19 protein-coding genes and 2 riboswitches are annotated in these 26,124 nt (G+C 54.4%); of the genes, 12 read left to right on the top strand and 7 right to left on the bottom strand.

The genetic code is table 11. From position 1 onward, the window contains the following. The first annotated feature begins 54 nt into the window (after positions 1 to 54). The 3 genes from clpB (at position 55) to N909_RS25200 (ending at position 4,677) form a co-directional block, all read left to right on the top strand. Complete coding sequence (gene clpB / locus N909_RS0106020) at positions 55 to 2,661, top strand: ATP-dependent chaperone ClpB (RefSeq protein WP_029912893.1); 2,607 nt, start codon at positions 55 to 57, stop codon at positions 2,659 to 2,661. A 167-nt stretch (positions 2,662 to 2,828) separates the two neighbouring features. After that, positions 2,829 to 3,104, top strand: coding sequence for a thioredoxin family protein (locus N909_RS23690; RefSeq protein ID WP_029912891.1), 276 nt, complete (start codon positions 2,829 to 2,831; stop codon positions 3,102 to 3,104). 205 nt (positions 3,105 to 3,309) lie between these two features. Beyond that, complete coding sequence (locus N909_RS25200) at positions 3,310 to 4,677, top strand: response regulator (RefSeq protein WP_051689571.1); 1,368 nt, start codon at positions 3,310 to 3,312, stop codon at positions 4,675 to 4,677. 152 nt (positions 4,678 to 4,829) lie between these two features. Here the strand turns inward: N909_RS25200 and N909_RS0106000 are convergent, their stop codons facing one another. Both N909_RS0106000 and N909_RS0105995 read right to left on the bottom strand, forming a co-directional pair. Continuing rightward, the gene (locus tag N909_RS0106000) at positions 4,830 to 6,689 is read right to left on the bottom strand and encodes a B12-binding domain-containing radical SAM protein (RefSeq protein WP_051689570.1); all 1,860 of its coding nucleotides are present in this window, start codon (positions 6,687 to 6,689) and stop codon (positions 4,830 to 4,832) included. An 8-nt stretch (positions 6,690 to 6,697) separates the two neighbouring features. Then, positions 6,698 to 7,246, bottom strand: a complete 549-nt coding sequence (locus N909_RS0105995; RefSeq protein WP_029912875.1) for an MXAN_5187 C-terminal domain-containing protein — start codon at positions 7,244 to 7,246, stop codon at positions 6,698 to 6,700. A gap of 426 nt (positions 7,247 to 7,672) precedes the next feature. Between N909_RS0105995 and glmU the strand changes: the two genes are divergently transcribed. The 5 genes from glmU (at position 7,673) to N909_RS0105970 (ending at position 13,606) form a co-directional block, all read left to right on the top strand. After that, a complete protein-coding gene (glmU, locus tag N909_RS0105990; RefSeq protein ID WP_029912872.1) occupies positions 7,673 to 9,052 on the top strand; it encodes a bifunctional UDP-N-acetylglucosamine diphosphorylase/glucosamine-1-phosphate N-acetyltransferase GlmU in 1,380 nt (459 codons plus the stop codon). Positions 9,053 to 9,071: 19 nt separating this feature from the next. Next, complete coding sequence (gene glmS / locus N909_RS0105985) at positions 9,072 to 10,901, top strand: glutamine--fructose-6-phosphate transaminase (isomerizing) (RefSeq protein ID WP_029912869.1); 1,830 nt, start codon at positions 9,072 to 9,074, stop codon at positions 10,899 to 10,901. Between the two features lie 337 nt (positions 10,902 to 11,238). Continuing rightward, the gene (locus tag N909_RS23685; protein ID WP_051689569.1) at positions 11,239 to 11,520 is read left to right on the top strand and encodes a hemerythrin domain-containing protein; all 282 of its coding nucleotides are present in this window, start codon (positions 11,239 to 11,241) and stop codon (positions 11,518 to 11,520) included. Between the two features lie 126 nt (positions 11,521 to 11,646). After that, positions 11,647 to 13,263, top strand: a complete 1,617-nt coding sequence (gene hcp, locus N909_RS0105975; RefSeq protein ID WP_029912866.1) for a hydroxylamine reductase — start codon at positions 11,647 to 11,649, stop codon at positions 13,261 to 13,263. Positions 13,264 to 13,423: 160 nt separating this feature from the next. Next, positions 13,424 to 13,606, top strand: a complete 183-nt coding sequence (locus tag N909_RS0105970) for a DUF362 domain-containing protein (protein WP_029912862.1) — start codon at positions 13,424 to 13,426, stop codon at positions 13,604 to 13,606. Positions 13,607 to 13,689: 83 nt separating this feature from the next. Here N909_RS0105970 and N909_RS0105965 read toward each other — a convergent pair whose 3' ends face one another. Further along, positions 13,690 to 15,630 carry an aconitate hydratase gene (locus N909_RS0105965; RefSeq protein ID WP_029912859.1) on the bottom strand — a complete coding sequence of 647 codons (1,941 nt, stop codon included), beginning with the start codon at positions 15,628 to 15,630 and terminating at the stop codon, positions 13,690 to 13,692. Between the two features lie 374 nt (positions 15,631 to 16,004). Between N909_RS0105965 and N909_RS23680 the strand changes: the two genes are divergently transcribed. After that, entirely contained in the window at positions 16,005 to 16,184 is a 180-nt protein-coding gene (locus tag N909_RS23680) for a hypothetical protein (RefSeq protein WP_036682938.1), read from the top strand. A gap of 195 nt (positions 16,185 to 16,379) precedes the next feature. Here the strand turns inward: N909_RS23680 and N909_RS0105955 are convergent, their stop codons facing one another. Continuing rightward, complete coding sequence (locus tag N909_RS0105955) at positions 16,380 to 17,498, bottom strand: metallophosphoesterase (protein ID WP_029912857.1); 1,119 nt, start codon at positions 17,496 to 17,498, stop codon at positions 16,380 to 16,382. 443 nt (positions 17,499 to 17,941) lie between these two features. Next, a riboswitch (cyclic di-GMP riboswitch) is annotated at positions 17,942 to 18,018 on the top strand. 63 nt (positions 18,019 to 18,081) lie between these two features. Beyond that, positions 18,082 to 18,158: riboswitch (cyclic di-GMP riboswitch) on the top strand. Between the two features lie 162 nt (positions 18,159 to 18,320). Between N909_RS0105955 and N909_RS25595 the strand changes: the two genes are divergently transcribed. The 3 genes from N909_RS25595 to N909_RS0105935 all read left to right on the top strand — a co-directional run bounded on the left by N909_RS25595 (position 18,321) and on the right by N909_RS0105935 (position 22,336). Then, a complete protein-coding gene (locus N909_RS25595) occupies positions 18,321 to 18,902 on the top strand; it encodes a c-type cytochrome (RefSeq protein ID WP_051689567.1) in 582 nt (193 codons plus the stop codon). Positions 18,903 to 18,959: 57 nt separating this feature from the next. After that, positions 18,960 to 21,191, top strand: coding sequence for a TolC family protein (locus tag N909_RS24475; RefSeq protein WP_051689566.1), 2,232 nt, complete (start codon positions 18,960 to 18,962; stop codon positions 21,189 to 21,191). Between the two features lie 161 nt (positions 21,192 to 21,352). Then, positions 21,353 to 22,336, top strand: coding sequence for a D-2-hydroxyacid dehydrogenase family protein (locus tag N909_RS0105935; protein WP_029912846.1), 984 nt, complete (start codon positions 21,353 to 21,355; stop codon positions 22,334 to 22,336). 25 nt (positions 22,337 to 22,361) lie between these two features. Here the strand turns inward: N909_RS0105935 and N909_RS0105930 are convergent, their stop codons facing one another. The 3 genes from N909_RS0105930 to N909_RS0105920 are packed head-to-tail and all read right to left on the bottom strand — an operon-like array spanning position 22,362 to position 26,124. Continuing rightward, positions 22,362 to 23,051: a response regulator gene (locus tag N909_RS0105930; protein ID WP_029912843.1), complete on the bottom strand. Its 690-nt coding sequence runs from the start codon at positions 23,049 to 23,051 to the stop codon at positions 22,362 to 22,364. Next, positions 23,048 to 24,664: a sensor histidine kinase gene (locus tag N909_RS0105925; protein WP_029912840.1), complete on the bottom strand. Its 1,617-nt coding sequence runs from the start codon at positions 24,662 to 24,664 to the stop codon at positions 23,048 to 23,050. Before N909_RS0105925 ends, N909_RS0105930 begins: the two co-directional genes overlap by 4 nt. Then, on the bottom strand, positions 24,661 to 26,124 hold the full coding sequence (locus N909_RS0105920) for a tripartite tricarboxylate transporter permease (protein WP_029912837.1): 1,464 nt from the start codon (positions 26,122 to 26,124) through the stop codon (positions 24,661 to 24,663). Before N909_RS0105920 ends, N909_RS0105925 begins: the two co-directional genes overlap by 4 nt.

Raw genomic sequence — 26,124 nt, 5'->3', positions numbered from 1 at the left:
GGCCGGGCTGGCCGTTTATAATAAAATAATCAGGCGAAACAGGAGTGATGAAAAATGGACATGAATAAAACCACCCAGAAAGTTCAGGATGCCTTACAGGCCGCTCAGGCTCACGCCCTGCGCCTAGGCCATGTCGAAATTGATGGTGAACATCTGCTGCTGGCGCTTTTTGAACAGCAGGAAGGTCTTGCTCCGCGCCTGTTACAGAAGATGAATATCGCTGTTCCTGAAGTTGTCGACGGGCTGCGCAAAGAACTCGAAAACCGACCGCGGATGGGTGGTCCCGGGGCCGACAGCTCCAAACTGTACGCCAGTCGCCGGCTCAGCAACCTTTTGCTGCAGGCCGAAAACGAGGCCAAACAGCTGAAGGATGACTATGTCAGCGTTGAACATATTATGCTGGCCGCAGTGGCCGAAGGGGAGCGGAGCGCATCCGGGCGGCTGTTCAAAAAACTGCATGTTGATCGCGACAAGCTGCTACAGGCCTTGACCCAGGTTCGCGGCAATCAGCGGGTGACCAGCCAGGATCCGGAGTCGACTTATGAAGCCCTGGCCAAATATGGTCGCGACCTGGTTGAAGAGGTCAAAAAAGGTAAACTCGATCCGGTGATCGGTCGTGACGAAGAAATTCGCCGGGTGATCCGGATCCTGTCGCGCAAGACCAAGAATAACCCGGTGCTCATCGGTGAACCGGGGGTTGGTAAAACCGCCATTGTCGAAGGCCTGGCCCACCGGATTGTCCGCGGCGACGTTCCCGAAGGGCTCAAAGGGAAAACCGTGTATTCCCTCGATATGGGAGCGCTGGTCGCCGGTGCAAAATACCGGGGAGAATTTGAGGAACGGCTGAAAGCCGTGCTCAAGGAAATTCATGACAGCCAGGGGCGGATCCTGCTCTTTATCGATGAACTGCATACCATTGTCGGGACCGGCAAAAGCGACGGCGCTATCGATGCCGGCAACATGCTCAAGCCGATGCTGGCCCGGGGGGAACTGCACTGTATCGGTGCCACGACCCTGGACGAATATCGCCAATATCTGGAAAAAGATCCGGCCCTGGAACGGCGCTTTCAGCCGGTCATGGTTCAACAGCCAAACGTTGAGGCCACGATCAGTATCCTGCGCGGACTCAAAGAGCGCTTTGAGGTTTATCACGGGGTCAAAATTCAGGACAATGCCCTGGTTGCAGCCGCAGAATTGAGTCATCGCTATATCGCCGACCGTTTTCTGCCGGATAAAGCCATCGACCTGGTTGATGAGGCCTGTGCGACGATTCGGACTGAGATCGATTCCATGCCTGCCGAGCTGGACGCGATTACCCGCCGGCTGATGCAGCTGGAAATCGAAGAAGCGGCCCTGAAAAAGGAAAAGGATCCGGCCAGCAAGGAACGGCTGGCGGTGCTGCAGAAAGAACTGGCCGAATTGAAGGGGAACGAACAGACCCTGGCTGCCCAGTGGCAGCTTGAAAAGGGCGGCATCCGTTCGGTTCAGCAGTTGCGTGAAGAGATTGAAAAGGTGCGCCTGGCCATCGGCGAGGCGGAACGCAGCTATGATCTGAACCGGGCTGCGGAACTCAAACATGGCCGGTTGCCGGAACTGGAAAGACAACTGCGGCAGGAAGAGGAAAAGCTGCAAAGTGCCGATGCGCAAGCCAAACTGTTGCGGGAAGAAGTGACCGATGATGAGATTGCCGAAATTGTTTCTCGCTGGACCGGAATCCCGGTCACGCGGTTGGTTGAGAGCGAGCGGGATAAACTGCTGAAGCTCGACGAGATCCTGCATCAGCGGGTCATCGGTCAGGATGAGGCGGTGCAGCGGGTAGCCGATGCGGTGATCAGAGCGCGGGCCGGCATCAAGGATCCGCGTCGGCCCATCGGTTCCTTTATCTTCCTCGGCCCGACCGGGGTCGGTAAAACCGAGTTGGCCCGGGCCTTGGCCGAAGCCCTGTTTGACAGCGAGGACAATCTGATTCGCATCGATATGTCGGAATATATGGAAAAGCATGCCGTCAGCCGGTTGCTGGGAGCCCCTCCCGGCTATGTCGGCTATGAAGAGGGCGGCCAGCTGACCGAGGCGGTGCGGAGGCAGCCGTATGCGGTGGTGCTCTTTGACGAAATCGAGAAAGCCCATCCGGATGTCTTCAATGTCCTGCTGCAGGTGCTCGATGACGGCCGGGTGACAGATTCCAAAGGACGGACCGTCAGTTTCAAAAACGCCGTGGTCATCATGACCTCGAATATCGCCTCGCAGTACCTGCTGGAAGGCATCCGCGACGGGGAGATCCCCGAAACCGTTTTGCACCAGGTCGAACAGGAGTTGCGGCGAAATTTTCGACCGGAATTCCTTAACCGGATCGATGACACGGTTATCTTCAAGCCGCTGTCCAAACAGGAAATCCGGCAAATTGTCCAGCTGCTGGTCGCCGAACTGCAGGCACGGGTTGCTGAACGGCGCTTGACTCTGACCCTGACGGATGCCGCCTGCGACTTCATTGCCGAGACCGCCTACGATCCGATCTTTGGCGCGCGGCCGCTGAAACGGTTTATCCAGCGGCAGCTGGAAACCAAGGTCGGCCGCTCCCTTATCGCCGGCGATTTTCCGGAAGGGAGTCGGTTGCTGGTCGATCTGAAAGATGGTGAGCTCGTGGTAACTGCTGAACGCTGATGGTTTTTTTCTGCTTGGCGTAGAATTTTCTTGCCAAGCGGGCAGGAACGGCTATAATTAACCAAAATGGTAATAATTCAGGTTACCAGAAATCTTCAAGGCTTTGATTACTTGCCGAAGAAGAGCCGCTTTTTGATTTGTAAACCTCAAGCATGGAGGGCTCACTTATGCGAATCGATATTCTCTGTAAACCGGGGCATCCTGAGACTTGTCAGAATACTGTTGAAAACGTTCGTGAAGCTCTGAGTAAACTTGGAGTTGAGGCAGAAGTCCATCAGTACAATGATTCAAAAAAGATGATCGATAACCGGATTTATGTGGTTCCGGCTCTGATGATAGATGATCAGGTCCGCATTGCCGGGCGTGTCCCTGCGGTTGATGAAATCGTCAATTTCATAGCCGAACGGCCGCGCTATCTGAAAGATGTCGCCATTGTCGCCTGAGACAAGACAGAATCAAGCTTCTTTTCTGCAAGGCTCCCGGGAAACTCCCGGGAGCCTTTTCCATATGTAGTGGATGATCGAGTTGTCTTAGCCTGTGCTTACCAGGTGACGTCACCGGGCGGTCAGATCGCAGGCGGTGAACCGTCTGTTTACTTTTATCTATATATGAAGTATATTTAATCTTCTTTTGCTCGGGAGATTGACTATGGCAAAAATCCTGCTGGTTGACGATGTCGACCTTTTTCTGGAGCTGGAACGCTCGTACCTTGAAGGCTGCGGCTATGAACTGGTCACTGCATCCTCGGGTGAAGAGACCCTGAAACGGCTGGACAGGATTTCCCCTGATATCCTGCTGCTTGATTATTATATGCCGGGCATCAATGGTGACGAGGTCTGTCGCGCCATTCGTAAAAATTCCCGCTGGCATAAACTGCCGATTCTCATGGTCACTGCGGCCGGCAAACCGGAAGAAGTCCAAAATTGCCTCGACGCCGGCTGTGACGACTATATCACCAAGCCGGTGAATAAGGAGGAGCTGCAGGAGAAAGTCAAGCGGCTGCTCGGTGATATTCGCCGCCGGCTCAATGAACGGGTCAAAGTCAAAATCCCGATCCAGATATATGAAGGTGAAAAGATCAATGTCGCCAGAGCGGAGGACCTTTCCGCCAGCGGGATGTATCTGAAATCGTCAACTCCGTTGCAGGAAAACGCCACCGTGGAGATCCGCCTGGAAGGGGCGGATGGCCAGCCCATCACCCTGTTCGGCAAGATCAAGCGAACCGCTGATGACGATCAGAAGGGCTGCGGGGTTTACTTTATTTATCCGGATCAAAAGAGCAAACGGATGCTGGCCCAGCTGGTGCTCGACCAGAAGGCTGCCCAGCTTCAGCAAGAGGGGGGCGACGATAATCTCAGCCGGCGAATGCAGCTGCTCGAACAGGAATGCACCCACCTGCGCAATGCTCAGGACGATGCTTTGCGCAGGATCGGCGAGTTGGAACAGGAAAATCTCGATTTTGCCAATCAGCTGGTGCAGGTCGAAGAGGTCAATAATAACCTGACCAATCTGTATATTGCCTCGTCCCGGCTGCATTCCACCCTGGATCGTGAAGAGACCCTGGAGATTATCAAGGAAGTGGTGATCAATTTTGTCGGGGCGGAGAAGTTCGCGGTTTTCCTCTATGACAAAAATACCAATAAGCTGCACTTTGAAACGGGGGAGGGGTTTGATACCAATGAGAATTTCCCCGAAGTCCCCCTCGGCGAAGGGGTGCTGGGAAAAACCGCGGCCCAGGAAGAGAACTATTTTCTCCCCGGCTCGGTCAGTGGTGGTTCGGACGATATCCTTTCGCCGATTGTTGCCATCCCGTTGGTTATTCACGGGCAGATGATCGGCTTATTGGCGATCTATCGGTTGTTCATTCAGAAAGAGCAGTTGGAATCCATCGACTATCAGCTGTTTTCCATGCTCGGTGAGCATGCCGCAACAGCGTTGTTTTCTTCGACGCTGTATGGTCGTTCTGAGCGCAAGCGGCAGACCTATCAGGGGGTTGTCGACCTGCTGTTGAAGTAGTTTGTTACCCGGTTTTCATCCGGAAACGGTCCTTTCCCGCCGTGGCGGTGTCAATCTGCGGGCTTATTTGTGCGGCGTAAAGAACTACGCCTCCGCCTAAGCCCTTGATTTCCTAGCCACAACGAAAAATTGCTCGTTGCCAATCTGAAAACTTATGCGTTGGCCGGGATCAGCAGTCCCTGGGCGATGGCAAAATCCACTTCATCCCGGCTGACCGCCGGGAAGTTCCTGCTGAAGCTGATCATGTCCTGGCGACCGTCTGCCGCGAGCAGGAACTCCGCAAATTCGTCACTCAGCGCTTCGATAATAAAATCCCCCCCCTGACGTAGAAAAATTCCATATTCTCGGGCAGGTTTCAATTTTCCGGCCAGCTTGGTCAGCGGCAGCGCACCATGTCTTTCAATATCAGCCAGGGCATGATTGAACTGATGGATGTGCAGCTGCGGGTTACGACGCCAGCGGAGCTTGCCACGGTTCCCGCGCTTGCCGGATAACTCAATCGGGCAGCATTCGTCGGCCAGGACGGTTTCGGCACAGAGGTAATGATAATGGATCAGATCGATCGCGATGCTGATGCAGTTGCCGCGCTGCTGGTGCTTGAGCCGGTCTGCTGCGAACTGGAGTTGCAGCGGCAGGATAGCGGTCGGCCACCAGGTTTCTGCGGCCAGGATCTGCTCCAGGGGGAGTTGCCGGTCGCGGATGAGCCAGTCGGCAAAGCTTTGCAGCAACGCTGCCGGGCTTTGCTGTACAGCCTGGCAGAGTTGCAGGAAAAAGCCGACGGCGCGGCCGCGGTTGTAAAAGATATCCGTTGCCGCAGCCAGCAGGCGACTTGCGGCCAGGTCTGCCGGCGGGTAACTGCGGTTAGCGGTCAGCTGGTAGGGCGGATCCATTTCCCCGGCAATGCCGAACGCCTGTTGGCTGGCAAAGAGTTCGGTGCCGGGCAGTACCGCCAGTGGAAAGATATCGACCTGGTTCGGTTGCCGGTTCAGAGCGAAATCAAGGCTGTTGCAGAAGCCCTGGTGATTGTCACCGGGCAGACCGTAAATCAGATCAAGGCCAAAGGTCACACCGGCGTCTGTTAGCAGCTGCAGCTGTCGGCTCATCTGTTCCTGATCCAGTTTGCGCCGGAGCGGCTTGAGCACTTCGGGCTGGGCCGATTGCAGGCCGATCTGCACCGAGCAGGGCAGCCGAGTCAGCAGCTCGGCGGTTTCGGCATCGAGAAAATCAGCCTTGGCCTCAATATGATAATGGATCTCGGGAGCGACCTCGGCCAGCAGCCTGAGCAGTTTCTTGCCGCGTTCCGGCGGAGCGTTGAAGGTTGAATCGAGCACCCAGATCTGACTGACCCGTTTGCGGCGAAACAGTTCCAGCTCCTGCCGCAGGCGGGGAAACGGCAGCGGACAGACGCCGCTGCGTCCTTTGGTGTCATAGCAGAAGGCGCAGTTGAAATGGCAGCCTCTGGCAACTTCCCAGAGCACCCCGCAGCCCTCCTGTAATTCGAGCTGGCCGCTTAGCCAGGGTGAAACCAGCTGCGCCGGATCACTGCAGGCCGCCGGCGGCAGGGGGCCCGCGGAGCTGACCGCCCGGCTGACGAAAGCGCTGCAGGTCAATGGCTTGTTGGCCTCCAGGTTGCTCAGCAGCTCGGCAAAGGGGTGTTCCCCCTCGCCCCGGATCACCCCGTCAAGAGCTCCTTCCCGAAGGACCCCGAAACTGTCGGCACCGGCCTCCGGCCCCCCGGCGAACAGAAAAACCTGTGGCCGTTCCTGTTTCAGCCGGCGGCTCAGCTCAAGGATCTGTGCCCGGTTCCAGACATAAAGGGGAAAAGCGATGACCTCGGGATTGTGCGCCAGCAGGGTGGCGCAAAGCTCCTCGTGGGGCTGGCCGGGAAAGATATCGAGCAGGGTGGTCTGTTTTTGCAGATGGTGCGGCAATGCCGCTTTCAGACAGCCCGCCGCAAGTGCCACGGCCTGTGCCGAAGGGGCGACATGGAGGGTAACAATGAGAATGTTCATGGTTGGGCTTACTTCTTCAGGCTGACTTTGATGCGGGGGCGGCCGTCGCTGGTATCGATACTGAACTGAATCGGCTTGTCGCCGTAGCGTTCGCGGATTTTTTCACGCTGCGAGGCGAGAAATGCGGCTACTTTCTCGGCACTGGGTGTTTCCCCGCCGATTCCGCAGGCCTGCCGGGCCTGCTTGAGTTGCTGCTGCAGTTGGCTCGCTTCGTCCTGTTCGCCCGAGGAATGAGTGGAATTCTGGGCCACGGAGGGTTTCTTTATTTTGGCGAGATGACGGTGGTATTTCCCTTCGTCAATCAGCCGCAAGATCCGGTCCCAATGTTGGCCGTAGGACATGAAGCGAGACGCCAGGCCCTGGTAACGGAACTTGAGATCGGTCCAGACAATATGCCGGTTGGTAAAGTGGCGCAGGCGGCGGGCGACATCTTTGCGTTTCTGGTATGGCTCACGCCGCTCCAGACCGGCAAAATACTGCTCATAGAGTATTTCCAGCTCTTTGATTTCCTGCTGGATGTCATCCAGCTCCTGCGCTATCGAACGACGATCATTCATAAAAAAGAACCCCCTAGGCTGCAAAACTATACGCTACTGTCAACTTCATGTAAATATCCGGACAAAATATCCGCAGATGCGGTCGTGGTGCTTGACTAGCCGCATATTATGTTCAAATATTTAGTCTGTTTAGCGCAGACTGCTGAAAAGCACATTTTTTTGACCGGATTTGAAAAAAGCTCATGGTGTGCAAAATGGAGCTTGTTTAAGAGTCGCTGGCAGCAAAACCGGGACTGTCCCCGCACGGGGGCTGTCCCAGGTCTTTGCGGTGCGAACCGCGACAGTTTCAATGCTCGCAAACTCTTGGGACAGCCCCTGATAACCCTGGGGACAGTTCCGAGTTTACTGCAGAGTTGCTTAAATTAGCGCCATTCCATAATGGCCATTTTTAATAACCTGAATAGTTTTTCTGCCCAGGGGATGTGAATGAATAAAGGATTAGTCGCAATTATTTTGGCTGCAGGAAAAGGGACCCGGATGAAATCGGCGCTGCCCAAGGTGCTGCATCCGCTCTGTGGAAGCCCGATGCTGGGGTATCCGCTGGAAGCGGCCCGACAGGCCGGTTTTCAGCAGATGAAAGTTGTTATCGGCCATGGTGCCGAGCAGGTCTGCGAGGCTTTTCCCGCCGCTGATATCGAATGGGTTGAGCAGACCGATCAGCTCGGAACCGGACATGCGCTGATGTGTGCGGCCAATGCGCTGCGTGGTTACAGTGGCCCGTTGCTGCTGTTGTGCGGGGATGTCCCGCTGTTGACTGCGGATACGGTCCGCCAGCTCTACAACTACCATACCCACGAGGATGCGGCAGTGACCGTGCTGACCGCGCAGATGCCGAATCCGACCGGCTATGGCCGGGTGATCCGCGCTGGCGAACAGGTGCTGCAGATTGTCGAAGAAAAAGATGCCGACGAGCAGCAACGCCAGGTCACGGAAATTAACACCGGGACCTATCTGTTCGATGCGGCCTTTGTCCTTGGCGCCTTGAAAGGGTTGAACAAGAACAACGCCCAGAAGGAATATTACCTGACCGATGTGGTCGCAGCCGCTGTTGCGGCCGGCAAAAAAACGCGTGCCCTGTGTGTTGAGGATCCGACCGAAGCCATGGGAATCAACGATCGCTGCCAGCTGGCCGAGGCCGAAGTCCTGATGCGCTGGAAGATCAATGCCGGACTGATGCAGGGCGGCGTCTCAATGACCGACCCGACCACGGTCTATATCGATAACGGGGTCGAGATCGGTATGGATACGGTCCTGCATCCCAATGTGCATCTGCGCGGCAAGACCAGCATCGGCCGCAACTGTATCGTAGAAACCGGCGTCGTGGTGGTTGATTCGGTGATTGCTGACGGGGTTCATCTGAAGGCTGGTTCGGTCATCGAAGAATCCCGCATTGGTGAGCTCTGTGAAATTGGGCCAATGGCACATTTACGGCCGGGCAATGTGTTACTTGGGAAAAATAAAATTGGCAACTATGTCGAGGCAAAAAAATCGATTTTCGGCGAGGGGACCAAAGCCAGTCACCTGACCTATATCGGAGATGCCGAAGTTGGGAAAAATGTCAATTTCGGCTGCGGCACCATTACCTGCAACTATGACGGTGTCCACAAGCACAAGACGATTATCGAAGATGATGTCTTTATCGGCAGCGATACCCAGTTTGTCGCCCCGGTCAAGATCGGTCGCAACAGCCTGATCGCCGCCGGTTCAACCATTACCAAGGATGTCCCTGCCGATTCCCTGGCTTTGGCCAGAACACCGCAGAAAATTGTTCCCGGCTGGCGGACCCGTAAACAAAAAAAATCCTGATCATCCGAAAGGTACTCCCATGTGTGGAATCGTTGGTTATATCGGTGGGCAAGAAGCATCACCGATCATTATTGAAGGACTGCGAAAACTGGAATACCGGGGCTATGACTCAGCGGGGATCTGCACGCTGAACGGCGGTGCCCCGCAAATTCGCCGGGCGGAAGGAAAACTGATCAATCTGGAAAAGATCCTGACCACGACGCCGGCCCTGGGCACCAGAGGCATCGGCCATACCCGCTGGGCGACTCACGGCCGGCCGTCGGAGATCAATGCTCATCCTCACAAAGCTGATGGTATCGTTGTGGTTCACAACGGAATCATTGAAAATTATCTGAAGCTCAAAGAGCAATTGGTCGAGGCTGGACACCAGTTCAGCTCGGAAACCGATACCGAGATTATCGCCCATCTCATTGATGAGCATTATCGCCGCTGTGGCGATTTCGAGGAAGCGGTCCGTTCCGCCCTGCGCCAGGTGAAAGGCGCCTATGCCGTGGCCATCGTCTGCCAGCAGGAGCCGGATAAACTCATCGCCGCCAAGTTTGGCTCGCCACTGGTGGTCGGCCAGGGGCAGGGGGAATATCTAGTTGCTTCCGATATCCCGGCCATGCTGTCGCACACCCGGGAAATGATTTTTCTCGAAGACGGTGAAGTGGCGGTCTTTACCCCGGAAAAAATGTGGGTGACCGATCTGCAGGGCACGCTACTGGAAAAACAGAGCAAGACCATTACCTGGAGCCCGCTGATGGCTGAAAAAGGCGGCTTCAAGCACTTCATGCTCAAGGAAATTTACGAGCAGCCGCGTGCTCTCGCTGATACCATGGCCGGCCGGCTGCAGCTGGACGAAGGGGACGTTTTCCTGGAAGATCTGAATCTGACCGCGGAGGATCTGGCCGGTTTGGATAAAATCTTCGTGATCGCCTGCGGCACCTCCTGGCATGCCGGGCTGGTCGGTAAATTTTATCTGGAAAAACTGGCGCGGATTCCGGTGGAGATCGACATCGCCAGCGAATTCCGTTACCGCGACCCCATCGTCGCTGCCAACAGCCTGACCGTGCTGATCAGTCAGAGCGGCGAAACCGCCGATACCCTGGCCGCCCTGCGCGAAGCCAAAAGCAAGGGGGGGAAGACGCTCTGTATCTGTAATGTGGTCGATTCATCCATAGCCCGGGAAAGCGATGCCGTGATTTACACCCATGCCGGGCCGGAGATCGGTGTTGCCTCCACCAAGGCCTTTACCACGCAATTGGTGGCGCTGTATCTATTGGCCCTCAAACTGGGGCGGGTGCGCGGCCAGCTGAGCGCAGCGGGCTGTCAGCAGAAAATAACCGATCTGCTCACCCTGCCGCGCAAGGTGGAAGAGGTTCTGGAATTGGATGGCTCGATCGAGAATATCGCCAAAAATTACATGAATGCTCGGGACTTCTTATATCTGGGGCGTGGCAACCAGTATCCCATTGCCTTGGAAGGAGCCCTCAAACTCAAGGAAATTTCCTATATCCACGCCGAAGGCTATCCGGCTGGCGAAATGAAACACGGCCCCATCGCGCTGATCGACGAAAATTTGCCGGTTGTGGTGCTGGTGCCGCAGAACGCAACCTACGACAAAGTCGTCTCCAATATGCAGGAGGTCTGCGCTCGCGGTGGGATTGTCATCGCCATTACCAGCGGCACCGACGAACGCTTGCGACAGCAGGTCTCGGCCCTGATTCAGGTGCCTGAACTCGACGACGACCTGATGCCGATTTTAACCTCTATCCCGATCCAGCTGCTGGCCTATCACGTCGCCGTGCTCAAAGGGACGGACGTTGATCAGCCGCGGAATCTGGCCAAGAGCGTGACCGTGGAATAGCTTTCCAGATCTGTTCTTTGAGGATGTTGGAAATAAATAAAGCCGGCAACTGATCAGGATGAATGAAGTAATTAAAAAATCCAATTCCACTTTCCCCTTTTGGGACTGTATTCCAAAGGGTGAAAGTGGAATTCCTTCTACTCAAGTCTCTTGATGAGATTTGACGTTTAAACGAATTCCAGTCATAAGAAAACACTTCATTTTTCTACACTGAATTCCATCGTGATTACATCAAAGGCCGGGTTCTGGTCAACGTCTGCCCGAAATTGGGTGACAGCAGCCCTTGTGTCGATAAGCTGGCAGCAATGATTGCCTTGGTTGACAAACTACAGCTCTGGTGGAAAAAGGAACGTTCAGGAACTGGACCTTTTCCCTTGATACGGTAGACTTTTATTCGCAAAACTTCGCGGACCACTTCCACCATGCCAAGAAAGAGGGCGTTTTGTTCGTTGATTTAGGCAAAAATGGCATGCCAGAGAAACATCCTCCCATAAAAGCCATGCTTATCGAGCATGATCGGGACTGTCACTTCGTTGGCAACATGGAAGCCGCAGCCCAAAAGGTCACCACAGATGAAACTGAACAGATTTCAGCAATCGTCTTTAGCCCCATGTCATGATTTCGGAGTCATATCGAAGCAGAGAGCAGTGTTCTTTAGCCCCTTCGCGGAATAGATTGTTAGATCTTATTTGGCAAGAAAGAGCCGGAAAAAACACCAAAACCAAAGGAGGATACCAGCATGTCGATGTTCTGTTACCAATGTGAGCAAGCCTCAAAAGGTACTGGATGCACTGTGATCGGTGTATGCGGCAAGCAGCCTGATGTTGCCGCCCTGCAGGATTTACTGGTTTATACGTTGAAAGGCATTGCTTTCTGGGCCAACAAAGCCAGGGAAATGGGCACTAAAGATAACGAAATTGATCGTTTTATGATCGACGGTCTGTTTACGACTGTCACCAATGTTGATTTTTCTGCCGAGGCGGTTTCCAGCTTTATTGTTGAAGGAGTTCGTTTGCGCGATAAGGCCAAAACAATGGCCGGCCCTGTCACAGGAACAATCCCCGCAGCGGCTCAGGGCTGGAATCTTCCGGAGAGTATTGCCGAACAAGTCAAGCTTGGTGAACTGCACGGGGTCAAGGATTATACCGTTGATGACGATATTCATTCAGTTCGCGAACTGATCACCTACGGCATCAAAGGCTACGCAGCCTATGCGGATCACGCCCGTATTCTGGGGAAGGAAGCGGATGAAATCTACGCCTTCACCCATAAGGCTCTGGCCGCGCAACTTGACGACAGCCTTGATCTGATGGCCAATGTCAACCTGGCCCTGGAAGCAGGAAAAATCAACTATCTGACCATGGAACTGCTCAACCAGGCTCACGTTGCTGCCTATGGTCATCCGGTTCCTACACCGGTCCAACTCGGCACCAAGGCTGGCAAAGCCATTCTGGTATCCGGTCACGACCTCAAGTTCCTCGAAGAACTGCTCAAACAGACCGAGGGGACCGGTATCAATATCTACACTCATGGTGAGATGTTGCCTGCCCATGGCTATCCGGGACTGAAGAAATATGCACACCTGGCCGGCAACTTCGGCGGGGCCTGGCAGGATCAGTACAAGGAATTCCAGGATTTTCCGGGCGCGATTATCTTCAACACCAACTGCATCCAGAAGCCTGCCGACAATTACAAGGGTCGGCTGTTCACCTGGGGCCTGGTGCAGTGGCCTGACGTCAAACATATCGACGGCTTTGATTTCTCGGAAGTCATCAAGAAAGCCCAGGAGTGCGATGGTTTTGAAGAGAATCCGGGGCAGGAAATCCTCACTGGCTTTGGCCATAACGCTATCCTCGGTGTGGCCGATAAAGTTATCGAAGGAGTCAAGGCCGGTGCCATCAAGCACTTTTTCCTGGTCGGCGGCTGCGATGGCGCCAAGAGCGGCCGGAACTACTACACTGAGTTTGCTGAAAAAGCTCCAAAGGATACCGTGATCCTGACCCTGGCCTGTGGCAAATTCCGCTTTAACAAAATGGACCTGGGTGATATCGGTGGAATCCCGCGTCTACTCGACGTCGGCCAGTGCAACGACGCCTACAGTGCTATTCAGGTCGCTTTGGCATTATCCGAAGCCTTTGAATGCGGCGTCAATGAACTGCCATTGTCGCTGGTCCTGTCCTGGTACGAGCAAAAAGCGGTTGCTATCCTGCTGACGCTGCTCCACCTGGGTATCAAGAATATTAAACTGGGTCCGACATTGCCTGCTTTTGTGACTCCGAACGTCCTTAACTTCCTGGTCGAAAATTACAATATCGGACCGATTACCACGGCAGAAGAGGACCTCAAACAGATTCTTGGATGATCAATATATTAAAAAGCGCTACCCGGTTCACCCGGGTAGCGTGGTGACAAAGCCAAGGTACACGATGTTGTGATCGTCATTATCTTGTTTCTTCAATTGGAATCTTGTTGAAATGGGGTAGGTTTCTAAAAAATAAAACTATTTATTCAAGGAGGACTACATGGGAACTCATTGGATCGACGAAGGCTGTATCAACTGTGGTGCTTGTGCTGAAGTTTGTCCGGTTGATGCGATCAGTGAACAGGGGGATGTGCATGTTATCGATAAAGAAACATGCACCGATTGCGGAAGCTGTGACAGCGTCTGTCCCGTCGATGTCATCAACTGGGAGACGACAGCCTGACCGTCTGCAGAAGTCAAATAAGCACTGTTTCGGGCTCAGGTCCGAAACAGTGCTGTTCAATTGGGGGAAATGTGCCCCTCCATTCAGGCTTCTTTTATCTGGTTTCTAACGAAATTCAAGACTCCACCGGCCAATAGATGCTGACGCTGTCGATCCGAAACCTCAAGTCGTGTGATAATTTCCTGCTGATCGATCAAAACTGGGATTTCAACTCCACCGCGTTCGATGATTTTCCGCAAATCCGGCAATTCGACCCGGGCTCCTTGTGATGCTCGTTCAAAATCCCCGGGGTTTTTGAAGGTCAGGGGGAGGATCCCGAAATTACATAGGTTGGCTTTGTGAATACGGGCGAAGCTTTTGACAATTTTGGCCCGTACTCCAAGATAGCGCGGGGCCAGCGCAGCATGTTCTCGACTGGACCCCTGTCCGTAGTTCTCTCCGCCAATGATAATTGCATTCCGGTATTCCCGACAGCGCTTGTGGAAATCTGGATCAATCTGGTAGTAGACATACTCGCTGATGGCCTTAATGTTGGAGCGTAATGGCAAAACCTTGCTTCCTGCGGGCATTATCGTATCCGTTGAGATGTTGTCTTCGACAATCAGCACAATTTTAGCGTCCAGGGTTTCGGGTAAGGCGTCCAACTCCGGAAACGGCATGATGTTCGGACCCATAAGAATTTCGGTTTGCATCGATTCCGGACTCGGGAAAACAATGGAACTTGTATCGACAAGGTAATTGTTCGGGTCGCTGATGCGCGGATAATCCATCTGTTCGGCCAACTCACGCGGGTCGGCAATGACCCCTTTGAGAGCCGAGGCGGCAGCAGTTTCCGGGGAACAGAGATAAACCTTGTCACTCTTGGTCCCGGAACGGCCGGGGAAGTTGCGCGGGAAAGTCCGTAGGCTTACTTCATCAGTGCCTGGCGCCTGGCCCATGCCGATACACCCCAAACAGCCGGATTGATGAATGCGCGTTCCTGCCAGTAACAGCGGCATGATACCGCCGCTCTCTGCGACATTTTCGAGTACCTGCCGACTCCCTGGATTAACATGTAATGATAGACCTCCTGCGGAATGTTTTCCTTCCAGGATTTTGGCTGTAACCATCAGGTCCCGATAGCTGCCATTGACACTGGATCCGACGATGACCTGATCGACCTTAGTTCCCGCAACCTCCTCAATCCGCTTGATGTTGCCCGGCGATGTCGGACAGGCGATCAGTGGTTCAACACTTGACAGATCGATTTCATCGTACTCGTCATAGGAACAGCCTTGGTCGGCGGTAAGTTCGCTCCAGTCTTTTCCCCGACCTTGAGATTCAAGCCATTGCCGGGTTCGTCCATCTGCAGGAAAAACTGTTGAGGTTGCACCCAGTTCAGTCCCCATGTTGCCGATCGTCATGCGGTCAGTGGCTGAGAGTGTTTCAACTCCTGGGCCGAAATATTCAATCACTTTGCCGACGCATCCTTTGACGTCATAGCGCCTGAGCATTTCCAGGATCACGTCTTTCGCGCTGACCCAGTCGGACAAACGATTCGTCAATTTGACCCCAAGAACTATTGGGCAGGGGAAATAATAAGGATATCCGGCCATTGCTAAGGAGACATCCATCCCGCCCGCGCCAATCGCCAGCATCGAAACCCCTGCCGCTCCCGGAGTATGGCTATCGGCACCCAGCATGGTCAGCCCTGGCCGACCGAAACGTTCCATGTGCACGATATGCGAAATACCATTACCCGGTTCCGAGTAATGTACCCCGTAATGAGCACAGGCGGTGCGTAGATACTTGTGATCATCCGCATTCTTGAAATCGGTTTGCAATAGGTTGTGATCGACATATTGCGTGGCCAGGTCGACTCCGACACGATCAAGTCCCAATGCCTCGAATTCAAGCATAGCCATGGTTCCGGTCGCGTCTTGAAGAAGGGTATGGTCGATACGGATAGCAATTTCTTCGCCGGGGACAAGTTGCCCTTCAACGAGGTGAGCCGAGATGATTTTTTGAGTTATGTTTTGTGCCATATTGTCACTCCTTTACCAACCTGACGAGCAGCAGTTCAAAGGAGTGTTGGCAGAGATGCTGCCACAAGAAGGGAAGCGCCTTATGAGAAAGACGGAAAACAATTATATTTTATTATAACCAAATTGGTAGGATATTTCTTGAAAACGGCAGTTTCTATTAAAATTTTAATTTCATGCCAGGTCTGCCAATTTTTTCACCCTGCTACGCTGTTTATTCATCAAGCTCGTTCAATGAAAGACCCATCGAATACTGATCGGCCGCGCATGAAACAGAAGAACTGCTGAATGGGAATAAACCTCCTCAAACTTGTGCGTCAAGACAGCTTCACGCTAAAATGAAGGAAATGTCTGCGAGAGCGGGAAGGAGAAAGCACATGACAGAAAATAAAAAAGCGAGCGACAAAGATTATAGCGAAATGACGGCTTGTCAGTTGAAAAATGAAGGTCCCAATCCTGAGATCGATAAGCTTTTCAACAACCCACAATTTGTCTGCGGAAATTGTGGCTCTCAAACACACTCTGCCGCTAACCTTTGTAATCCCGAGCCACTTTAACGATCTGCTGCTTTTGCCTGAATCGCGAGAAAACCCCGTCCGGAGTGCGAGAAGGGTTTTCTCGCGATGGCTGGTCAGCAGAATCTGTGGAAATATTCAGGGAAAACGAGGAACGCTCCCTGTTTATTAACTTTCTTTCGCGGTTCCACTCTCTTCTCTTTATTTGGTTAAGGTCAGTAATTTTTATCAATTTTCCTACTCCTGAGCCACGATCTCAAACAGAGTGATCTCCGGAGGAGAGAATATCCGCATGGGTGGGCCCCAGGTGCCGGTGCCGCGGCTGGTGTAGAGGTGGGCGCCGCCGGCTAGAGCGTAAAGGCCGTTCTGGCGGGGGTATTGCAATCCGGTGAGCAGGTTGAACGGGAAGATTTGCCCGCGATGGGTATGCCCTGACAGTTGCAGGTCAAAGCCATTTACAGAGTTGTCTTCTATCGCTGGGCGATGTTTCAGCAGCAGAGTGAAACGTTCTGAGGGACTGCCAAGGGCCTTTTCTTCAGCAGGTTGGTTGCCTCGGGCCGGGTCATCGACCCCGGCCAGTTTTATATAATCGCCGACTTCGATACTCTCGTTGTGAAGGACTCGAAAGCCGCTCTTGCCGAGGAAATCGAGGGCCTGATCAAGGCCGGCATAGTACTCGTGGTTACCGGTGACCGCAAACTTTCCCAGTGGTGTTGTCAACTTCTGCCAGAGTTCTGCCAAGCCTTCCAGGTGGTTGATCTGGGCGTCGACGATATCTCCGGTTGCGACCAGCAGGTCGGGTTCGAGTTGCTGCAGCCGGGCGATGATCGGGGCGAGGGTTTCGTCCCGGTGGATCAAGCCGAGGTGCAGGTCGGAAATCTGGGCTATGCGCAGGGGCTTGGTGCCTGGTGGCAGCTTTGAGGACGTCAGGGTGACCCTTTCAGTGCGCAGGTTGCGGGCTTCGTAAAGGCCGTAGCAGCTCCCGACGACCACCAGAAAGAGCACTATTCCTGCGCTTGTAGCACTGTGGACAGAGTAACGGGTCAGGGCGGGAACCGGCCAACTGACCAGCTTCATAAGTAGATCCCCGCAGGCGATAACCGCAAACAGGCTGAAAGCGATAAAAACCCCGCCCATCCAACTGTATCCCACCCATGCCAGGCCGCGGGCGAGGGACTCAAAACCCTGCCGTTCGCACAAGCGAACAGCGATGGGGGCGGCAATCATGGCTGCCATCCAGATTCCCAGCAGGCCGGGCAGAGCATAATGATTCTGGAACAGAGGGTAGAATCCCCAGAACACCAGGGTGTGAACGGCGGCATAGGTGAGAAGGAAAATGACCAGGAACAGCTTCATGTCAGCTCCGATTTCGATGTAAAATGATAAATATGACTATAATTCACATGAGTGGTATTTTTGAAGAATATCTTTATATGAAAAATATTTATACGCATATAAGTCTACGGTAAAATATAAATAAAAGTCACATAAGAATTGTGGTTTACGATGGTAACTCCCTTTTACAATGGTTTTTTATGAAAATAGCGTCATTTATTACCTTCCATATGTGTTCTTCACTGAATTTGATTTGGTATAGAAAATTAACTTTTTTAATGCGCTGAAACATTTCTATAGATAATCCCACCAATACATACGGGAATTAATCTTCTTTAAAAAAAATATAAGCTATTGTTCTTGTTATTTTAAACGCTTAGTTCTTGTCTGTTGTTTAATTGTAAAAAAATGTGTTGACTGTTTTTTTTTAGTTCGTTTAAGGTCTCCGAAAAATTGCAGGAGATAGACGACAATACTAAACCACTCGCAAGGGTGGGGCGGAAAGCCCATAGGGTCTCCTTGAGATAGCCGGGTTGCCGAAATATCGACTTTGATATGCGGTGACCCGGTTTTTTATTGGTCATCACCGTTCACTGCCAACGATAGACGACAATACTAAACCACTCGCAAGGGTGGGGCGGAAAGCCCACAGGGTCTCCTTGAGACAGCCGGGTTGCCGAAATATCGACCAGATTATCGGCCCCGGTTTTTTTGTGTCCGGACGCTGAAAAAGCGGGGTATTTCACGAAAGGAGGTCGTGTCGATAGAACTGGGAATGTCACATTATCGTTTGGATTGAAGAAGAAGGATATCGCAAAAGAATCAACTAAATGGAGAAGTGAAATGCAAAGTGATTTGAAAAAAATAGTTTCTATTCTTGGAATTGCTCTTTTACTGCTGACAACCTTTATTGCCACCGGTTTCGCCGATGATGATCGGGATAGCCGCTATGAAAAGAGCAGAAGATACGATCGATATGAGCAGGGTCGCAGTTATGATCATCGCAACTGGCGGCATGACCGTGACCGGGATGACGATCATGATCGGAATTCTGATCGTGATGATGATGACGGGGTGACTCCGGTTCCAACTCCTGATCCCATTCCGGTACCGGTGCCGACTCCCGATCCAACCCCGGTTCCGACTCCCGACCCGACTCCGGTCCCGGTTCCGACTCCTGATCCTACTCCGGTTCCGACCCCCGATCCGACTCCGGTCCCGGTTCCGACTCCCGATCCTACCCCGGTGCCTGACCCGACTCCGGTGCCTGATCCGACCCCGGCCCTGGACGGTGCTGCGCTGTACAACCAAAACTGTGCCGGTTGTCACGGCCAGAGTAACTACGGCGCCAATGTTCCGGCCAGCCACCTTGGCGGACGGGTCAATCTGACTCAAGAAGAGATTGATGCGATAAACGCTCTTTAATGACTCTTTTAATAGTCACTTTAGCCCTCCCTTCGGGGAGGGCTTCTTTATAAAAATATGAAAATACGATCTGTTTCCAAGACTTGTCTTCGTCTGCTGTGCGCTCTGGTGCTGCTCTTATCGGTCGCGCCAGGTGGAGCGGCCCGTGCTGCCGAGAGTGTCAACCTGCCACTCAAGGTGGCCCTGGGCATGGCCATCAGTAACAATCTCGATTTGCGTGTCGATGCCCTTGATTCATCTTTAGCGGCGGCGGACATGGAAGGTAGCCAGAGTATTTATGATCCGGTGTTGAGTTTCTCGGCCAATCACGGGCAGACCTTTTACACCGGAGAAACCTATGGCACCAAAGATACCTCCTCGTCACTGGGGCTGACCCAATACCTGTCCACCGGCGGTAGTGTCACGGCCTCGGCCCGGGCCGGCTATACCAAGCCGGTTTCTGATTTCCCGGATGATGACTGGACCGATTGGTATACCTCTGTGGGCATCTCCATCTATCAGCCGTTGCTGAAAAATTTTGGTCGGGAAACCATGGAACTGAACATCTCCCTGGCAGAGTACGACCATAAAGCCTCCCTGGAAGATTTCCGGGATTCGGTCAGTGAAACCGTTTACTCGGTGATAAAAGCCTATAACCGGTTGTTTACTTTACGGCAGGTGCTGGACTCAAAGGAAGATGCCCTGAACTCGGCCCGGCAGCTGAAGGAAAACATTCAACGTCAGGATGCCCCGGGTGAACAACAGGATGTGGAAATTGCCAATACCGAATACGCCATCAGTCAGCGCTTAAAAGAGCTGGTTGATGCGGAACGGGCAATCAAGGATCAGGAAGCAAAACTGCGCTACCTGATCGGCGTGGCGGATAAAACCACCCTTATCCCGGTGGACCCCCCTTCCCGGGAAGAGCCGATGGAAACCCTGGATCAGGCAATTGAGCTGGCCCAGGAGCAGCATGCAGAGCTCAAGCAATTGCGGCTGGACCTGAAAGCGAACGAACTGCGCGAGCGAGTCAGCAAACGCAAGCTGCTGCCGAACCTGGGGATCACCGCCAGCGGCGGGGTACGTGGTTTGGATGATCGTTTCAGTGATAGCGTCGACCAGATGGGCCAGGGTAAGGGGCGCTGGTGGTCAGCCGGGCTGCAGTTCAGTATGCCGCTGGGCAATACCGCCGCCGAAAGCGATTACCGGATGAAAAAGTTACGCACCCGGCAGCTGCAGAGCCGTTTGACCGCTACGGAATGGAAAATTCGCGATTATATCGAAGCGGATATGCGCGCGTTGATTTCTGCCCGGGTGCAGATTCAGGTGACTGATAAGGCGGTGCAGAGCGCACAACAGCGGCTCGATCGTTACCGTGCCAGTCTGGCCCGTAAAACGTCGACGGTCCAGAACCTGCTCGATGCGGAAAGCGACCTGCTTTATGCCCGCAACAGCCAGGTGGCAGCCCTCGAGGATTTCGCCAATGCTGTGGCCTTGCTGTGGAAGGATGCCGGAGTTTTGCTGGAACGGGAAGATATCCATATTGAGACGGCCGACCCCGAGGATCTGACCGCCGAACCCCGCGGTTTTCCCAGTGCTGAGCAGGCGGTCGCTACGGTCTCCGCGGCGACTCCAGAAGCCACCCCGGAACAGTCCGCCGCCTCTGCCCGGGTCGCCCAGCAGGTGACCCAGGCGATTCTCAAAAATGCTGCCGAAGAGCAAAAGGAAGAGCATAATAAACCTTCTCTCGAACAGGAGATCAAACCGGCGGCGACCGGCCAATCCGTTGCAAAAGCGGAGCCGGCTGTAAAGGCTGTGGCTGCCCAAGCACCAGCCGCAGCGGTTGCGTATCGACTCCGCATTGGCGAGTTCATTGCTGCGGAACTGCCGCGGGTGCGGCGGCTGATCAGAGCGGCCGGGCTGCAACCCCAGCAGGCCGAAGGGGAGCCTCATTCCCAGTTCGTGATCCGCCTGGTGCTGGGAGATTTTTCCAGTCTCGGTCCGGCCAAGAGCGCGTTGGAGCAACTGGCTGGCAGCGGAGCGGACGGCTTTGTTCTGCCCCATGGCGTGGACGGCTACCGGGCCTATGCCGGGTCATTCTTTGATCGGGCTGGAGCCGAGCGGGAACAACAGCGGCTGGCAGCAAAAGGGCTGACCTTGAGCCTTGAAGAAACCCGGGTCAAATTGCCGACCACCCTGGTGACGGTTGGACCCTTCAGCGGGCAACAGGCCGCCCGCCAGGTTGTGACTGCCCTGGAAAAGAAGGGGCTTCGGCCAACCTTGCAGCAAGCACCGTCCACAACACAGTGAGCTGTCGGCGGACACGTGCCCTTTTGACCGGATAATCATCATTGTTCTTGCTGAAATGACAACAATTGTGAATGATAGCCCCATTGTGAACAGCTGTTTTGCTGAAGATCATTTTATTGCCAACCGGGACTGCAATGTTCCCGCGATAAATCGGGGTGGTCATGAAAATTGCGATTCTTGATGATTATCAGAATGTAGTCAAAGATCTTGCCTGCTACTCCTTGCTCCAGGGGCATACGCCGACGGTCTATTGTTCTGCCCCAGCTTCGCAGGCTGAATTGGTGCAGCGCTTGCGTGACCAGGACGCTCTTGTGCTGATCCGGGAGCGCACGACCATTGACGCGGCCCTGCTGGCGCAATTACCCAACCTGAAGCTGATCAGCCAGACCGGTAAGCTCAGTAACCATCTCGACCTGCAGGCCTGCACCGCCCATGGGGTCGCCGTGGCTGAAGGGGTTGGCTCGCCGGTGGCGCCGGCGGAATTGTGCTGGAGCCTGATCATGGCGGCCAGCCGGCATATCGTTCCCTATGTGCAGAATTGCAAACAGGGGCGCTGGCAGGATTCCGGCAGCCTGGGGCTGGGCCGGACCTTGCAAGGCTTGACCCTGGGAATCTGGGGCTACGGTAAGATTGGCCAGCGGATCGCCCGCTATGGCCAAGCCTTCGGAATGAATGTCCTGATCTGGGGGCGGGAGCCGTCCCGCCAGCGGGCGCTGGCGGATGGGTTTTCCATTGCCGCGAGCAAGGCTGAATTTTTTGCCACGGCCGATATCCTTTCCCTGCAGTTGCGCCTCAATGACCAGACCCGTGGCTGTGTGACCCTGGCCGACCTGGCGCAGATGAAACCGGATGCCTTGCTGGTCAATACCAGCCGGGCGGCGCTTATCAGTGACGGGGCGTTGTATCGAGCCCTGCAAAGCGGGCGTCCCGGTGCGGCGGCGCTGGATGTTTACGACCAGGAACCAGCCCGGCCGGACCAGGAACCGCTCCTGACTTTGCCCAATGTCCTCTGCTCCCCTCACCTGGGCTATGTGGAGCAGGGCAGTTACGAACTCTACTTTCAGGCGGCGTTTGCCAACCTGGTCAGTTTTGCCGCCGGGAATCCGCAAAATATTGCCAATCCGGAGGTCTTGGGTAACCGGTAAGGCTCTTCGCCCTTGCTGTGGCAGGTCAGGTCTTGAAGTATTTGCGTTCCGGTCGGCCGATGGTGCCGTATTCGAGATTAATGCGCAGAAAACCGGTGGAAATCAGGTACTCCAGGTATTTTCGTGCGGTGGTCCGGCTGGCGCCGATGCTGTGGCCGACTTCTTCGGCGCTTTGCCCCTGATCCGGGGTGGCGCTGAAACTTTCGATGACTTTTTCCAGGGTTAATGGGTCGATGCCCTTGGGGACATCCTGGCAAGGTTGTTGTTGCGTGTTGCCCTGGGCAGTACGAAAAAAGTGATCGACGGCTTCCTGATCCATGTCGTCAAGGGCGTTCAGCCGCGTCCAGTGTTGACGGTAGTTGCCGAGGGCCTCTTCAAAACGTTGAAAGAAGACCGGTTTGATCATGTAGTCGAATACGCCGCTGCGCAGGGCGCTATGGAGCAGTTTGACCTCTTTGGCGGCGGTGATCAGGATGACATCGCAATCGGCGTGGTTGCGGCGTAGCCGGGCCAAAAAATCCATGCCGTTGCCGTCGGGAAAATAGACATCCAGCAGGATCAGATCAGGCTCCAGAACCTTCACCATATCCGCGGCATCAGCCAGGCAGTTGACCACGCCGGTGACTGTGAAACCCTCAACCTTTTCGACAAACAGCTGATGCGCCTTGGCAACCTTGAGGTTGTCTTCAATGATCAGAACTTCAATCGTTTTCATTGTGCATGATTCCTTTTGGGAATTTCGATAATGAACAATGCTCCGCCCAGTTCGCTATGCTGTACGCTGATCCCCCCGTTCAGTACTTTGAGCGCATTCTTGACCAGATGTAAGCCATACCCCCTTTTTTCGCCGGATTTTGTTGAAACCCCCTTATGAAAGATGGTGCTTTTCAGCTGCTCGGCAACCCCCGGGCCGTTGTCTTCAATTTCGAAAATCAGGTCATTGCCGTAATCACTCATGAAAATCTTGACCACCGGGTGCCTGGCGTTGCCCTGGGCCGCCTCAAACGCGTTGTTGAGCAGGTTGCCAAGAATTGTGACCAGCTGGTGCCGGTTGATACTGTCGGGGATATCAACCATATGACTTTCCGGATCAATTGTAAAATCAACTTTCAATTCGAGGGCATGCATGTATTTGCCGATCAGAAAAGCTGACAAGGCCGGATCAGGGATGGATTCGGTCAGCTGGCGGATCAGAATGCGGTGTCCGCTGGTCTCCGTGGCGATGAAGTCAAGGACATCCTCATAGGTTTCCATCTGAATCATGCCGACAATGGCATGCAGGCGGTTGGTATATTCGTGGGTCTGGGCCCGCAGCATATCGGAGTAGGCCTGTACCTGGGATAATTCGCGCGCCATCAGGTCGACTTCATCACGGGGGCGCAGAGTCATGACAATGCCCTGGATGAGCCCTTCGAAGCGGATCGGCACGATATTGAAAATCATGGTGACCCCCTTGACCGGAAGCTCCTGGTTGACCAGCTGCTCCCCGGCGGTAAACACCGGAGAAAAATCGATATCGGCGAACTTACTGACAATGGATTGGCCGAGCAGGTCTTCGCCGAACTGATTGCGCGCGGTCTGGTTGAACAGGGTGATCGTTCCCCGGGCATCCGTGGCCACCAGCCCTTCGCGGATGGAGGCAATGATGGCTTCACGTTCCTGGAACAGGGAAGCGATCTCCTGGGGTTCCAGGCCCAATGTGGCGCGCTTGACCCCCCGGGCGATCAAAATGGCCGCGACCAGGCCGAGGGTAATGAAAACCCAGATGTAGAACAGCTCTTTTTCCAGATACCCTTTGGTCAGCAGACGGACGCTTTCAATCTGGTAGTTGACCGAGACCATGCCGACGATATCCAGGTCGTCGTTGAAAATCGGGGCGTTGCCGCTGATCAGCGCACCATGCTGGAGGCTGCTTTTGGAAACGTAGGGATGGCCGTAGCGCAAAACACGATTCAGGTTGGGAATCTCATAAAGGTGACCGATTTGCCGGCTGTCGCTGTTATAGATCTGCAGCGCATGGCTGTCGGTAATGATCAACCCGGTCGCCTCGGCCTCCAGCCGAATGGCATTGGCCAGCGAGGCTAATGTGTCGAGTTGATCCTGGTGGTTGACAATGCGCCGCAATTCCGGAATCAGGGCAACATGCTTGGCGGCCTGCAGGGCGCGCTTTTCAGTCTGCTGCTCGACAATCTCATAAATCATCCGCGAAAACAGAACGCCGAGGGAGATCATCTGGAAGACCACCAGGATCATGATCACCAGCGCCACCGAATCAAGCAACTTGCGGGGGACCAGGCGGCGTCTGAAAAATTGTCGCAGCGCGGTCATTTGGCTGCTCCGGTCCGTCCGCCAAAGAACCAGCTGAGCAGCAGCGGGACCAGGATTACCAGGAAGGTCAGCAGCCAGAGCGTCTGACAGATCGGTCCACGGTAGAGGATGTCGAGGCTGCCGCCGCTGATGGCCAGAGCTCGCCGTAAGGCGTTTTCCATCACTTCGCCCAGCACGAACCCGAGCAGCAGGGGAGGCAAGGGGTAATGCCAGCGCTCCAGCAGATAGGCGCAGCCACCCAGCAGCAGCATGATCAGCAGGGAGAGCGAGCTTTCATTGATGGAAAATACGCCGATGAAGGCCAGGACCATAAGCACCGGGCTGAACAACCAGTCCGGGATTTCCCTGACTCGCTGCAGCAGGCGCGCCAGCGGCCAGTAGAGTCCGAGCAGCAGCAGGTTGCCCAACCCCATGGACATGACCAGGGCCCAGATCAGGTCGGCGTGTTGGGTAAACAGGCCGGGACCGGGGGTAATATTATGCAGCAGCAGGGCGCCGAGCAAGATGGCGGCGGTCCCGCTGCCCGGGATCCCCAGCGCCAGCAGCGGAACCATGGCGCCACCCACGGCGGCGCTGTTGGCGGTTTCTTTGGCAACGACCGCTTTGAGCCTGCCCCGCAGGCGATCACGGTCACTGGCGAACAAGGTTGTTTCGATCTTCAGGCTCAGTTTACTGGCCAGAATCGCACCACCGCCCGGCAATACCCCAATAATAAATCCGAATACCGCGGACCGCAGCATGGCCCAACGACAGGCGAGCAGGGAGACCCGGTTCAGGCGCAGATGTTCCGTCTTGGCTTGCGGTTTTGGTGGTTGCTGGCTGGCTTCAAGCAGTTCGAACAGCTTGCTGATGACAAACAGGCCGACGACCACCGTGGTGAATTCAATGCCATCAAAAATTTGTGGAATGTTCATGGTAAAGCGCAGGATGCCAGTCGTCGAATCGATGCCGATGGTTGCCATCATGATTCCCAGCACGGTACTGATGATGGTGCGAAAAGGATAGCTTCCCGCTCTGATCGACAACGAGGCGAAGGCGAATATCACCAACACGAAATATTCGGCGGGACCGAAGCGCAGGGCCACCTGTTTGATCAAGATGATCGACAGGATCATGCCGATATTGGCGGTCATCCCGCCGAAAAAAGAGCCAATCCCGGAGAGGGTCTGGGCTGTGGCCAGATGTTTCTGCTCGGCAGGTGTTTCCGTAGCGGACGCAGTTTCTCCCTGCCAGCCGAATTCGGCGGCATAGTAAACGGTCAGGAGTAGGATCAGGGTTGATTCAATCGGCAGGGAAAAAGCGTAAGTCAGCGGCAGCAACAGCGCGACCCCATGAATGGCATGAAGGCCGCGCATTGAACCGAGCAAGGCCCCTAGCAATACACCCAGGCAAATCATAGCCAGGTTCAAGGCGGAAAAAGCCAATTGCCAGCCGTGGCCGAGTTCGGTCCAGAACTCCAT

The sequence above is a fragment of the Pelobacter seleniigenes DSM 18267 genome, assembly GCF_000711225.1.
GTDB lineage: Bacteria > Desulfobacterota > Desulfuromonadia > Desulfuromonadales > Geopsychrobacteraceae > Seleniibacterium > Seleniibacterium seleniigenes.
Note: the sequence above shows the minus strand (reverse complement) of the source record. Positions and strands in the feature narration are given on the sequence as shown.